The 13,161-nt window shown below is 72.4% G+C and carries 12 protein-coding genes; all 12 read right to left on the bottom strand.

Annotation, left to right across the window (positions count from 1 at the left end; all coding sequences use genetic code 11):
- Nucleotides 1–3 precede the first annotated feature (3 nt).
- Complete coding sequence (locus Plo01_RS29195) at nt 4–900, bottom strand: phosphotransferase enzyme family protein (protein ID WP_203893919.1); 897 nt, start codon at nt 898–900, stop codon at nt 4–6.
- Nucleotides 897–2,333: an NsdA family TPR-like regulatory protein gene (locus Plo01_RS29200; protein WP_203893920.1), complete on the bottom strand. Its 1,437-nt coding sequence runs from the start codon at nt 2,331–2,333 to the stop codon at nt 897–899. The genes Plo01_RS29195 and Plo01_RS29200 overlap by 4 nt, the downstream gene beginning before the upstream one ends.
- 139 nt (nt 2,334–2,472) lie before the next feature.
- Entirely contained in the window at nt 2,473–2,703 is a 231-nt protein-coding gene (locus tag Plo01_RS29205) for a hypothetical protein (RefSeq protein ID WP_203893921.1), read from the bottom strand.
- A gap of 199 nt (nt 2,704–2,902) precedes the next feature.
- Nucleotides 2,903–4,063, bottom strand: coding sequence for a rod shape-determining protein RodA (rodA, locus tag Plo01_RS29210; RefSeq protein WP_203893922.1), 1,161 nt, complete (start codon nt 4,061–4,063; stop codon nt 2,903–2,905).
- Nucleotides 4,060–6,153, bottom strand: a complete 2,094-nt coding sequence (mrdA, locus tag Plo01_RS29215) for a penicillin-binding protein 2 (RefSeq protein WP_203893923.1) — start codon at nt 6,151–6,153, stop codon at nt 4,060–4,062. The genes rodA and mrdA overlap by 4 nt, the downstream gene beginning before the upstream one ends.
- Complete coding sequence (gene mreD / locus Plo01_RS29220) at nt 6,150–6,713, bottom strand: rod shape-determining protein MreD (protein WP_203893924.1); 564 nt, start codon at nt 6,711–6,713, stop codon at nt 6,150–6,152. The genes mrdA and mreD overlap by 4 nt, the downstream gene beginning before the upstream one ends.
- Nucleotides 6,700–7,599 (bottom strand): rod shape-determining protein MreC, encoded by a 900-nt coding sequence (mreC, locus tag Plo01_RS29225; protein ID WP_203893925.1) that lies wholly within the window; start codon nt 7,597–7,599, stop codon nt 6,700–6,702. The genes mreD and mreC overlap by 14 nt, the downstream gene beginning before the upstream one ends.
- Nucleotides 7,600–7,612: 13 nt before the next feature.
- Nucleotides 7,613–8,644 (bottom strand): rod shape-determining protein, encoded by a 1,032-nt coding sequence (locus Plo01_RS29230; RefSeq protein ID WP_203893926.1) that lies wholly within the window; start codon nt 8,642–8,644, stop codon nt 7,613–7,615.
- A 203-nt stretch (nt 8,645–8,847) separates the two neighbouring features.
- Entirely contained in the window at nt 8,848–9,258 is a 411-nt protein-coding gene (ndk, locus tag Plo01_RS29235; RefSeq protein ID WP_068925719.1) for a nucleoside-diphosphate kinase, read from the bottom strand.
- A 91-nt stretch (nt 9,259–9,349) separates the two neighbouring features.
- A complete protein-coding gene (locus Plo01_RS29240) occupies nt 9,350–11,269 on the bottom strand; it encodes a hypothetical protein (RefSeq protein WP_203893927.1) in 1,920 nt (639 codons plus the stop codon).
- 11 nt (nt 11,270–11,280) lie between these two features.
- Entirely contained in the window at nt 11,281–11,619 is a 339-nt protein-coding gene (locus Plo01_RS29245) for a DUF4233 domain-containing protein (protein ID WP_203893928.1), read from the bottom strand.
- A 46-nt stretch (nt 11,620–11,665) separates the two neighbouring features.
- Complete coding sequence (locus Plo01_RS29250) at nt 11,666–12,958, bottom strand: bifunctional folylpolyglutamate synthase/dihydrofolate synthase (RefSeq protein ID WP_203893929.1); 1,293 nt, start codon at nt 12,956–12,958, stop codon at nt 11,666–11,668.
- Nucleotides 12,959–13,161 lie beyond the last annotated feature (203 nt).

Genomic DNA, 13,161 nt, shown 5'->3' on the forward strand with positions numbered 1-13,161 from the left:
CCGTCAGAACGGGTGCCACGGGCGGTCGTCGCCCGCTCGCAGGGAGTCAAGGCGGTGCCGCAGCTCGCCCGCGGCGACGGGGTCGCGGTGGGCGTTGCGCAGCACGGCGGTGAGGGTCTGCAGCTCACGCATGTCGCGCATCACCGGGTAACCCTGCCAGGCGGTCAGGTCGTGGCCGTAGGCCCGGCTGAACCCGGCGCGCTGGCCGCCGGTCAGCCCGAACCGCACTCCCTGCAGAGTCGGGATCAGGTCGGTCTCCCGCGGCCCGGCGCACACCGAGTCCCAGTCGCACAGCAGCAGCCCGTCCGGGGTGCGGATCAGGTTGCCGCGGTGCGCGTCGCCGTGGATGAGCCCGTACGGCAGGGCGAAACGCACCCGCTCGTAGTAGGTCTCGGCCAGTTCCCCGCATCGCCGCAGCAACCAGGCCCGGTCGTCGTCGCCGAGCAGGCGCGCGGCCTCGATCGCCCGCAGCACCGGCCCGAAGGGGTCGTGGGTCGGCAGCTCGAACGGGGCCGGAGGCATCTCGTGCAGCAACCGCAGCATCGCCCCCAGCTCCGCCGGCTCCGGCCGCGGCCCGGCGTGCTCCTCGTGGTGCCAGAAGGTCACCAGGAACCCCTCGGCGGCGACCGGCTGCTTGATCTCCAGCGGCCGGACCGTGGGGAACCCCTGCTCGGCGAGCCAGCGGGTGACCCGGACGGAGGTCGTCAGCCGGTCGAACTTGCCCGGGGCCGCCCGTGCCAGCCGTACCACCACTCCTTCGGCCGGCAGGTGGTAGACGGCGTTGGCGAAGTCACGCAGCAGGGTGACCCCTCTGACGTCCAGCCCGGCCTGCCCGCAGGCCAGGCGGAGCGCCGCGGCGCACGCCTGGCCGAGGAGTTCCCCCTCGGCGGCGATCGTCATGTCATCGGCTCCTCTCGGAGGTCGTGTGCTCGAAAGATCGCGTGCCGGGCCCGCTGCGGCAGGCCCACCGCGCAGAAACCCTCGATCTGCCGCGCGATCCGCTCCCCGCCCCGCTGGGCGGAGACCAGCGCGCGGCCGGTGTTCAACGTGGCGCCCAGGCTGCTGATGCGCTTGTCGGGCGGGAGCGCGAGGATGGGGGCCATCGCCTCCTCGGCGCCGCCGGTGTCCCCCTCCATCAGGTGGGCGACGACCAGATGGGCGCCGGCCATCGACTCGCAGCCGTAGGAACGGTTCTCCGGCTCCCCGTGCGCGTAGAGGGCCAGCGACTCCCTGGCCGCCTCGATGGCCGCCTCCGGCTCGCCCAGGTGCAGGTGGGTGACCGCCGCGTAGTAACGCTCCTTGGCGGGACGGAAGGCGAACTCCCCGGCGATCTCGTCGTGCAGCTCGTCGGCGCCGGCCGCCCGAACGTCCGCCGCCCGGGCGAGCGCCTCGGCGGACTCCCGGTTGCGGCCCATCATCGCGTAGGACCGGGCCCGCAGCATGTGCAGCCGGGTGGCGCCCGAACCCGCGTGCAGGTGCGTCAGGCCCTCCTCGGCGTAGCGCGCCGCGTCGCCGTAGCGCCGGTCCCACAGCGCCACCGAGGACTGCATGCCGCGCGCCCAGCCCATCAGCACCGCGTGCCCGGCGACCTTGCCGTAGGTCCACGCCGCCCGGGCGAGGGTGTCGGCTGGGATGCGACGGTCCATGTCCATGCTGACGTTGGCCATCAGCCCGCACAGCGTGCCGGTGAGGAAGTACAGCTCCCGGGCCTGTCCGGGGTGGATGCGCTTGTCCAGCGCCCGGCGGGTGCGTTCCTGCACCTCCCGCATCTCCACGAACAGGGGCAGCGGGGGCTCGGAGACGTAGCGCTTGGCGATCCAGATCACCTGGGTGCGCAACCGCTCCAGCGCCCCGGAGCCCAGCTCGCTGGCCTCGGCCTGCTCGGCGTGGCTGCCCGCCTCGTCGGCGGCCGTGGCGATCAGGTCCAGAGCGGGCGGCGCGACGCGCAGCCCCTCGGGCGTGTAGTCCTGCGCGAAGCCGAGCTGGACGGGCCCGGTCTCGAACAGCCGGCACAGCAGGTCGGTGTAGTCGCGGTCGGGCCGCGCCCCCGCCTCCCACTCCCGCCAGGAGCGCTCGCTGAGCCCGCGCCGCTTGATGCCCTGCGCGTCGCACATGGCGTGGAAGCGCTCGATGGCCTCCTCGACCGTCCAGCCGTGCGCCAGCCGCCAGCACTTGAACCTGGTCTGCTGCGGCGCGCAGGCGTGGATCTCGTCCACCATCCGCTGGATGACGGCCGCGGACGGCAGGCCCGACAGCTCGGCCAGCGTGCGGTTGCGGATGATGGTCGCGTAGGCCAGCGTGGCGCGGTCTCCGCCACGTGAACTATGGGTCATCGGCTCTCCCGGCCGTGTCTGCGAGGGGTCGTCTCGACGCTAGCGCCCCGGCCCGGGCCGGGTGGACTGAGAGGCCCCCTCCGCCACGGGAGAGCAGGGAACCGGCGGCGCCGTCCCGTGAGGAGAAGGCGCCGTCCCGTCACTGGGCGCTGCCGTCCCGGCGGAAGGGGACGACCGTCCCGCCGTTGCGCAGCTGGGCCTGGAAGAGCTGGCCGCAGAGGCTTCCCGGGGTCCCGGCGAACCAGACCTCCGGAGGGCTGCCCGCCGACACCGCGGCCCATCTGCCCTTGCTGAACACGATCCGGTAGTCGGGGAACGCGGTGCGCAACAGCTCCAGCGCGCGCTGCCGCTCGGCGAGCTCCGATGTCACGGCCCCTCCGTCATCGCGAGTTCCGTCGTCGTTCCCAGAATGTTCGCTTGACGACGGAAAAGCCAGTGAGAGCCGGGGGCCGCTCACATGCGGGCGGCTCTCATGTCAGCCGTCGGGCCGGTGACGGGGCTTTCGCGGGTGCGTGCGGCGGCCGGCGGCCGGGCCCGCGGGAGGTGACGGGACCGTACGGCCAGGCGGGTCAGCGCCACTGCTCACGCATGTGGATCGCCTGGAGCACCCCGATGGCGATCATATTGGCGAAGGTGGCCGTGCCGCCATAGGAGACGAACGGGAGGGGGAGGCCCGTGATCGGCATGACCCCGATCGTCATGCCGACGTTGATGAGGGTCTGGAAGCCCAGCCAGCACACGATCGCCCCGGCCGCCAGCGTGCCGAACCGGTCCTCGCACCGGCGCGCGATGCGCAGCCCCCGCAGCAGCACCACCCCGAGCAGGACCACCACGGTCACCGAGCCGAGGAAGCCGAACTCCTCGCCCGCGACGGTGAAGACGAAGTCGGTGTGCTGCTCCGGCACGAACCGGCCCATGGTCTGGCCGCCGCCGAACAGGCCCTTGCCGAACAGCTCCCCCGACCCGACGGCGTTCAGCGACTGCGTGCTGTTGTAGCCGACGCCCCTGGGGTCGGTGGCCGGGTTGACGAAGGCGGTGAACCGGGCGACCTGGTACGGCTCCAGCACGTCGAGGAACCACACCGCCGCCCCGCCGGCGGCCACGGCGACGGTCAGGGCCACGATCCAGCGTTTGCGGATCCCGCTGAGGATGAGCGTCCCCGCCGTGATCACGCCGAGGACCATGGTGGTGCCGAAGTCGGGCTGGAGCATGACCAGGCCCATCAGGATCGCGGCCGCCACCAGCGCGACCACCACGTCCAGCCCGCGGGGCCGGTCGTCGCCCTCGGCGGGCTGGGCCAGCAGCATGGCGAGGATGAGCACCAGGGCGAGCTTGGCGAACTCCGACGGCTGCAGGGCGAAGCCGCCGCCCAGCATGATCCACGAGTGGGCGCCGTTGACCTCCGAGCCGACCGGGGTGACCACCAGGATCAGCCCGGCGACGGCGGCGACGTACACCAGCGGGGTGTAGGCCCGCAGCGCCCGGTGGTCCACCGTCGCCGCGGCGACGGCCAGGGCGGTCCCGATGCCGAGGTTGAGCAGGTGCTTCTTGAGCATGCTCGTGCCGTCCGCCGTCCAGGTCCTGGTGGACGACCAGATCAGCAGCGTGCCGATCAGCGCGAGGCCCGCCACCGCGACGACGAGCAGCCCGTCGGCCTTCAACACCGGCGCGGGCACGCCCACCGGCCTGCGGGCGGGCGGCCCGCCCCGCGACGCGAGCACCCGGGTCACCGCACCCTCCCCCGCTCCGTGACGATCTTCTTGGCGAGCGTGCCGTCCGGCAGGATCGCCGGCGGCCTGGACGCGGGCACCCCGCCCGGCAGCGCCGCCGGGGCCGGCTTGCCCTCGGGCGTGAAGCCGTAGATGCCCTCGTAGATCTTCCGCACGGCCGGCGCCGCGGTCTGGCTTCCCATGCCGCCCTGGGACACCATCACGACGATCACCAGCCGGGGGTCGTGCACGGGGGCGAAGGAGGCGAACCACGAGGTGTCCGCCTTGCCGTACACCTCGGCGGTTCCCGTCTTGCCGCCGATCGGCACCTTCTTCATCGGGAACTTGAGGAACGCCCCGGCCGCGGTGCCGTCGGAGGCCACCTGGCTCAGCGCCCGTTTGATGTAGGCCCGCTCGGACGGCGAGAGCGGCAGCTTCCCCCGGACCGGCACCTTGATCTCCTTGACCTTGGTGCCGTCCGGCCGCACCAGCATCCAGCCCACCCGGGGGCTGCGCAGCCTGCCGTCGGTGACCAGCGCCGCGTAGGCCGCCGCCAGCTGCAGCGGCGTCACCAGCACGTCGCCCTGCCCGATGGAGAAGTTGGCCGCGTCACCGGGGCGCAGCTGGTCGCCCTCCTGGCAGTTGTCCCGCGCCAGCGACTTGAGGAAGGAGGCCCGGCCGGGATCGGTCTTGGCGACCTCCGGATAGCCGATCTTGGCGCGCCGGCAGTTCACGTCCCTGGTGGCGGCCCACATCTCCTTCTTCCACGCCCGGTCGGGGATCCGGCCGGGAGACTCGCCCGGCAGGTCGATGCCCGTCGGGCTGCCGAACCCGAAGGCCCGCGCCGTGTTCGCCATGACCTCCTTGGGCTTGCCCCTGGGATGTCTCCCGCCGTCCTTCGTGTACTGCTCGAAGGCCGCCTTGTAGAAGATCGTGTCGCAGGACTTCACCAGCGCCGTGTGCAGGCTCATCACGCCCAGCGCCCGGCCCCGGAAGTTGTTGAACGACCGGCCGCCGACCATGTAGGAGCCGGGGCAGTTGTACCGGCCGTTGATCGGGTACCCGGCCCGGAGCATCGCCGTGACCGACGACATCTTGAACGTCGAGCCGGGCGCGAACTCGCCCTTGATGGCCCGCGACACCAGCGGCAGGCCGGCCTTCTCCGACAGCAGCCGCCGGTAGTCCTTCTCATCGATGCCGCCCGTCCAGACCTTCGGGTCGTAGGTCGGCGCGCTGGCGATCGCCATGACCCGGCCGGTCCTGGCGTCCAGCACCACCCCGGCCGCGCCGTCGGCGTCCGGCGCGCTCTTCATCGCCTCGGCCAGCGCCTTCTCCGTCACCGCCTGCACCTTGGCGTCGATGCTGGTGATGAGCGTGTCCCCGGGGCGCGACGCCACCTCGTGCTCGACGCCGAGCACCTTGCCGAGCCGGTCCACCTGCACGCGCTTGCGCCCCGGCGTGCCGCGCAGCTGCCGGTCGTAGACCGACTCCAGGCCGTCCCGGCCGGCCACGTCGATCCCGGAGAACTCCGCCTTGAGCCCCTCGCGCTTCTCCAGCTCCTCCTGGGTGACCGGCTGCAGGTAACCGAGCGCCTGCACCGCCGCGCTCTTGCCCGGATGTTCCCGGACGGCCTGCTCGCGGGCGGTGATGCCGGGGAAGTCCTCCTGCCGCTCCAGGATCTGCAGGGCCTGGCGGGGGGTGACGTCACCGGCCACCGGGGCCGGCTGGTGCGGTGAACCGGCCCAGCACGGGCGGGAGATCGCAGGGCCGCACGGCCGGATCTGCAGCAGCAGGTCCTCGGGCTCGCGGCCGAGCACCTTGCCCAGCCGCGCCATCACGGCCTCGCCGCCGTCCTCCATCCGCTCCAGGGCCGTACGGTCCACCGAGACCACCAGCGTGGTCCGGTTGCGCACCAGCGGCCGTCCCAGCGCGTCGAGGATCTGCCCCCGGACCGCCGGCACGACGACGTCCCGCGTGCGCGTCGCGGCCGCCGCCGCGACGTACCGGTCCCCCTCCATCACCTGGACCTGCCAGAGCCGCGCGCCGAGCAGCAGGACCAGCACCAGCGTCAGCGCCCGCAGGACGCTCAGGCGCCCCCGCACGCGGATCACGGCCGGCTCCGCAGGGGGCCGGCCACGCCGTACCGCACCCGGCTCGGCACCTCGAACTCCGCCCGCTCCGCGACCCGCGTCCGGCCCCGGAAGATCTTCATCACCGCCCACACCACCGGCGGCGCGGCCAGCACGTTGCACACCACCGCCGGGACCAGCCGGTCGGTCAGCACCGCCGGGCCGATCGGGAGGCCGCCGAACAGGCCGCCGGCCACCGCCGCGACCACCGGCCCGGCCGCCGCGCAGCCCAGCGCCACCACGGGGGCGGTGTCCGGCGCCTGCTCCATCACGCGCCCGGCCGCGTATCCGATCAGGCACAGCACCAGCGCGTGCTCCCCGATCAGGTGGACGGCGGGCGGCAGGACGTCGCCGACCAGCCCGGCGCAGAACCCCGTGATCGCCCCCGCCTCCGCCCCGTGCACCAGCGCGAATCCCACCACGGCCAGCAGCGCCAGGTCGGGCGCTATCCCGCCCGGGAGCGGCAGCCGGTTGAGGATCGTCACCTGGAAGATCATCGTCGCCACGGCCAGCAGCAGGGCCGCCGTCTCACGGCCTGTCATCCGGGCCTCCCTTCTTCCCCTGCGCGGGCGGCAGGACCGCGTCACGCGGATCGCGCGGCGGCTGCCGCACCACCACGCCGACCACGTCCAGCGCGGTCAGGTCGGCGTACGGCCGCGCGTAGGCGATCCTCGTCAGCTCGCCGGGCGTCGCCTCCACCCGCTCGATCACGGCGATCGGCACCCCCGCCACGTACGGCGCGCCGCGGTGGGAGCCGAAACTCACGATCCGCTGGCCGGGCGCGAGCGGGGCGGTGGAGTCGAGCAGCCGGAAGTGGAGCAGGCGGCCCTGCTCCCCGGCCCCGCTCACGACCCCGATCTCGTCGCTGCCCTCCAGCCGTCCCCCCGTCGCCGAACCGAGGTCGCTGATCAGCAGCACGGTCGAGGTGGACGGCCCCACCCGGATCACCCTGCCGACCAGACCGGCGCCGCTCAGCACCGTCATGTCCGGCCGAACCCCGTCGGATTCGCCCACGTCGAGCTCGACCGCCTCCTCGAACCCGGGCACGCCGCGCCTGGCGATCACGTGGGCGGGCACGATCGTGTAGCCGCCGGTCCCCGCGGTGCTCAGCAGGCCGCGCAGCTGCTCGGAGCGGCTGCGGTCGAGAGTCTGCGCGGCCAGGTCCTGCCGGAGCCGCTCGTTCTCCCTGGCCAGCGTCTCCATCCGCCGCTGCGCTCCGGGCGCGTCCACCAGCGCGGTGACGAACCGGGTCACCGGCCGCACCATGTCCGCCCCCACCTGCTCGGCGGCGCCGAACACGGTCGTCCCGGCCCCCTTGAGCAGGCCGAGCGGCGATCCCTCCCCCGTGCGGCTGTCCACCGTCATGAGCACCAGCGCCATGGCCAGCAGCAACCCCATGATCGCCCGGGTCCGGCGTGTGTCCTTCATCCGCGCCCCTTCATCAGCGCCGCTGTTCCGGGACGAGCACCTGCTGCAACGCCTCGAAGTCCTCGACGCACTTGCCCGATCCCAGGGCGACCGCGTCGAGGGCGTTGTCCACGCGGTGGATCGGCATCCCCGTCTCGTCCCTGAGCCGCTCGTCCAGCCCTGCCAGGAGCGCCCCGCCCCCGGTGATCGCGATCCCCCGGTCCATCAGATCGCCGGACAGCTCCGGCGGGCATCTGTCCAGCGTCGTCTTGACGACGTCCACGATCGCGCCGACCTGCTCCTCCGTCGCCGTACGGATCTCCGCCGCGGACACGACCGCCGTCTTCGGCAGACCGGTGACCAGGTCACGGCCCCGGATCTCGGCGTGCTTCTCCTCAGGCAGGGCGCAGGCGGAGCCGATCGCCATCTTGATCTCCTCGGCGGTGCACTCGCCGAGCATGAGGGAGTGCTCCTTCTTCGCGAAGGAGATGATCGCCTGGTCCAGTTCGTCGCCGCCCACCCGGATCGACTGGCTGGTCACCATGCCGCCCATCGAGATGACGGCGACCTCGGTGGTGCCCCCGCCGATGTCGACCACCATGTTGCCGGTCGGCTCGTGCACCGGGAGCCCCGCCCCGATCGCCGCGGCCATCGGTTCCTGGACGATGTAGACCTTCCGGGCTCCCGCCTGGTAGGCGGCCTCCCGCACAGCACGTTGCTCGATGGTGGTGATCCCGCTCGGGACCGCGATGATGATGCGCGGCTTGGCGAGGACACGGCGTTTGAACACGCGTTGGATGAAGTAGCGGAGCATGCGCTCGGTGACCTCGAAGTCCGCGATGGCGCCGTTCCTGAGCGGCCGCACGGCCACGACGTTGCCGGGAGTCCGGCCGATCATGCGCTTGGCCTCGATGCCGATCGCCACGATCTTCCCCGTGACTGTGTTGATCGCCACGACGGAGGGCTCGTTGAGGACGACGCCCTGGCCTCGCACGTAGACGAGAGTGTTGGCCGTGCCCAGGTCAACCGCCATGTCGCGGCCGAGGAACGCCAGCTTGCTGCCCATGGGGAAGCCTGCCTTCCTTCCGTCCGGTCACCGGCGGAAACTACGGAGTGGAGTGGAAACGTAACGTCACGTACCCATCTATCCGCATTATGAGCCGTCTTCCCCATAAAAATCTCCAGGCCCATGCATACATCGGGCCCCACCGTCCCCAGAGGGACGACGGGGCCCGATGGCGCCGGAGAATCCGGCCGGACTACTCCAGGCTAGAAGCGGTCCGGGAAGAAGATCTTGATCTCGCGGGCGGCGGACTCGGGAGAGTCGGAGCCGTGGACCACGTTCTCGCCGATCTCCAGGGCGTGGTCGCCGCGGATGGTGCCGGGGGCGGACTTGACCGGGTCGGTCAGGCCGGCCAGGGCGCGGAACGCCTCGACGGCGCGGGGGCCCTCGAGCACCATCGCGACGAGCGGACCGGAGGTGATGAACTCGACCAGCTCGCCGAAGAACGGCCGCTCGGAGTGCTCGGCGTAGTGAGCCTTGGCGGTGTCGGCGTCCAGGGTGCGCAGGTCCATCGCCACGACCTTCAGACCCTTGCGCTCGATGCGGGCGATCACGTCGCCGATGAGACCACGCGCGACGCCGTCGGGCTTGATCAGGACAAGAGTGCGCTCGGACACTGATGTTCTCCTTTGAACAGGAATGACTCGCAGACTGCGGTGAACGGGCGAAGTTTATCGCCCTTGGCAGGATCCCCCGCGGTCGGCGAGCTCACGCACCGCCCGGCCGGTCGCCGGCCGAGCTCTCCGGGGACGGCATCGGCGAGGGCACCACCGGCGTGGAGGCGTCCGGCCCGGACTCGGCGCCGGACTCGCGCTCCTCGGCCGCGGACGCCGGCGCCACGTCGGATCTCGCCGCCGCGCTCTCCGCCGCGTCGGGCTTCACTGTCACATCGGACTTCACCGTCGAATCGGGCTTCACTGTCACATCGGACTTCACCGTCACATCGGACTTGATCGCCACGTCGGACTTCGCCGCCGTACCGGGCCCGGCCGCCACCAGCGCGTCGGGCTTGACCCCGGAGCCCGCCCCTGAGGCGGACCCGGATGTCACCGCGCTTCCCGAGCCGGAGGCGGACCGCGCGGCGCGATCGCTCCCGGACGCGGGCTCTGCGACCTCCGCCTCCACGGCCCCGGCCTGCGCGGCCACGCCTTCCGCCGTCTCCGCCGCCGCGCCCCCGTTCACGGCCTTCTCAGCGCCTTGCACCGCATTCCCCGCCGGCTCCGCCTCTCCGGAACGGCGGGTCAGGATCGCGCCGAGGACGATCACGGCCACCACGAGGATGCCGCCGACCAGCGCCCACCAGTGCATGGCGCTCACGAACGCGTCGACCAGCTCGCGCGGGGAGCTCGCCTCCTCCAGGTGCATGAACTGGACCCCGCTCCCCAGCAGGAAGCCCGCGAGCACCCCGGGGAAGAACAGCGACAGCGCGAAGAGGGCGGTGCCCGCGGCGGACGGGCGCAGGGCCGACGTGAGCGCCACCGCCGCGCCGATCGCGAGCAGCGCGAACGGGATCACCAGCGTGGGCCCGTCGGCGGCCGGCAGCAGGAACCGCACGGCGCACAACCCGGCCACCACGATGACCAGGCCGCCCGCCGAGGCCATGGGCATGGCGGCGTCGGCCACCCGGTCGAGCAGCACCGCGGCGACGAGACCCGCCACCCCGGCGATCACGAACGCCGGCCAGAGACCGGACAGGCCGGGACCTCCCAGCCCGCGGAGCTCGACATAGGTGATCTGGGCCGCGGTGGGCAGCACGACCACCCCCACCGCCACCGTGGTGTAGGCGGCGACCCGGCCGCGCGTCCCCGCGAAGGTCCCGGCGGACGCCAGCCCCAGCAGCGCCAGGACGGACAGCAGCGCCGCGACCACCACGAGAAGCGGCGACCAGTCGAACGTGGTGCCCAGCGCCAGGACGGCGATGCCCACCGCGGGCACCGCGGTCATCAGCAGCCGCCCGCGCTCCAGGCCGTACAGGCCGGGCCTCGCGGCGTCCTCGCCGCTCTCGTCCCGCCTCAGCCAGAGCACGAGGTAGAGCGCCGCGAGCGCGAGGGCGGCTCCGGTCAGCATCGGGTACGGCTGCAGCGTGATCCGCCACGACGTGACCGCGTCCAGCGGCCACAGCGCCAGGGCCTGGGCGGCCAGCAGGCTCACCGCGAGCACCCCCGCCCACACCGCGCGCAGGATCCGGGGACGCTCCCACACCGCCACCAGCGTCGCCGGCACCAGCAGACCGGCGCCGACGCCGTGCGCGGCGCGCAGGAGGCCCACCAGCAGCGGGGAGTCGGCGTATCCTCCCGCCACGTCGGCGAGCGCGAGCAGCGTGAGCCCGCCGACCAGGACCGGCGCCGCCCGCATCCGGCGGACGATCACCGCCGCCAGCGGAACGGTCAGGACCATCGCCGGCAGCGCCAGCCCATGGGCCCGGATCATGTCGATCTGGGAGACGTCGGGCGGCAGCAGCGCGGCCACCACCGAGATCGTGTTCGGGATGGCGACGATCGCCAGCGGAAGCGCCACGGTGACGAGCAGCCCGAGGACGGCGTCCAGTGGCGAGAAACGCGGTGCACGTGCCGAAACAGCGGGCTCCTCGGCCATGGTCTGCTCCGGCTTCGTTGGGGGAACGGCCATGTAGGCCGACTTTAGCGGGAAGTCACTCCCTCGACACGGTGAGCGACGAATATCGCGGTAATCCACAGCGCGGCGAAGATCGCCCCGAGGAAGAACATGGTCGGCACCAGGAGCCCCGCGCAGATCGCGAGCACCTGGACGACGCTCCCCGCGATGTAGGCGAAGGGGCGCTTGAGCAGGCCGATGACCAGGACGCACAGGACCGCCAGGCCGAGGCCGACGGTCACCGCCACGGGGGGCTCGACGCCCTGGGTGTTGATCGCCACCGGGGTGATGAGCCCGACGACGATCGCCTCCATGCCGAGCACGCTGGCGCAGAGCCTCCGCATGCCCGGGGTAACCGTGATCATTCTCTGCCTTCCCGCCGTCCTCCGGCCGCCTGGCGGCCCCGCCTCGTCATCTCGCCTCGTCCACATTGAGCAGCAGGCGCGCGTCGCCCGCGGTGACCACCGACCCGGTGATCAGCACTCCGGCGCCGCCGAACTCCCCGGCCTCGTCGGCCAGCGCGATGCCGAGGTCGATGGCGTCGTCGAGCCGCTCGGTCCGGTGCACCCGCTCGGGATCGAAGATGTCCTCCGCGAGCGCGCCCAGCTCGGAGACGTCCATGGACCTGGGCGAGGAGTTCCGGGTCACCACGATCTCGTCGAACATGGGCTCCATCAGCTCCAGGATGCCCCGCACGTCCTTGTCGCCGAACACCGCCACCACTCCGATGAGCTTGGCGAAGCCGAAGGACTCGTGCACGGCCTCCAGCGTGGCCTGGACCCCTCCGGGGTTGTGCCCGGCGTCCAGCAGGACCGTGGGGCTCCTGCGGACCACCTCCAGCCTTCCCGGCGAGCGGACCTGGAGGAACGCCTGCCGCACCAGCTCGGGGTCGAGCGGGTCGTCCCCGGCCGTCAGCGCCTCGACCGCCGCCAGCGCGCAGGCGGCGTTACCCGCCTGGTGCGCGCCGTACAGCGGCAGGAGGATCTCCTCGTACTCTCCCTTGAGGCTCTTCAGGTGGAGCAGCTGCCCCCCGACCGCCAGCTCCCGGGCGAGCACGCCGAACTCCATGCCCTCCCGGGCCACGGTGGCCCCCACCTCCACGGCCCTGCGCATCAGCACCTCGGCCGCCGGAAGCTCCTGCTGGGCCAGCACGGTGGTCGCCCCGGGCTTGATGATCCCGGCCTTCTCCCCCGCGATGGTCGCGACGTCGGGGCCGAGGTAGTCGGTGTGGTCGAGGGAGACGGGCGTGATGACCGCCACGGCGCCGTCGGCGACGTTGGTGGCGTCGAAGGAGCCGCCCATCCCCGTCTCGATGACCGCCACGTCGACGGGCGCGTCGGCGAAGGCGGCGTAGGCCATCGCGGTGAGCGTCTCGAAGAAGGAGAGCCGCCTGCCCTGAGCGTCGACCATCTGAAGGTAGGGGAGGAGATCCTCGTAGACCTCGGTGAAACGCTCCTCGCTCAGCGGGGCCCCGTCGACGCAGATGCGCTCGCGCATGGAGACGAGGTGCGGGCTGGTGAACCGCCCCACGCGGAGGTTGCGCTCACGCAGAATGGCCTCGATCATCCGCGTCGTGCTCGACTTGCCGTTCGTGCCGGCGACATGGATCACGGGATAGTTGCGCTGCGGGGACCCGAGCAGGTCCATGAGAGCGGCGATCCTGTCGAGGGTCGGATCGAAGTTCCATTCGACGCCGCGTTCCATGATTGCCAGTTCAACCGCTCGATAGTCCACGCCTCCAGCCTACTGACCTCGGCGACGGGTTCCCGACAGGCCCGGAGAACGCCGAAGGGCCGCCCCGCCGGGACGGCCCTGTCCGAGCCCGGCGCCGCGCCCGCCGGGCATTCCTCTCCGGGATGCCTCGAAAAAGCCTCCAGAAAAGGCTCCGGAGAAACACACCGAGAAAA

Origin of the sequence: Planobispora longispora (assembly GCF_016863135.1) — a bacterium.
GTDB classification, from domain to species: Bacteria; Actinomycetota; Actinomycetes; order Streptosporangiales; family Streptosporangiaceae; genus Planobispora; species Planobispora longispora.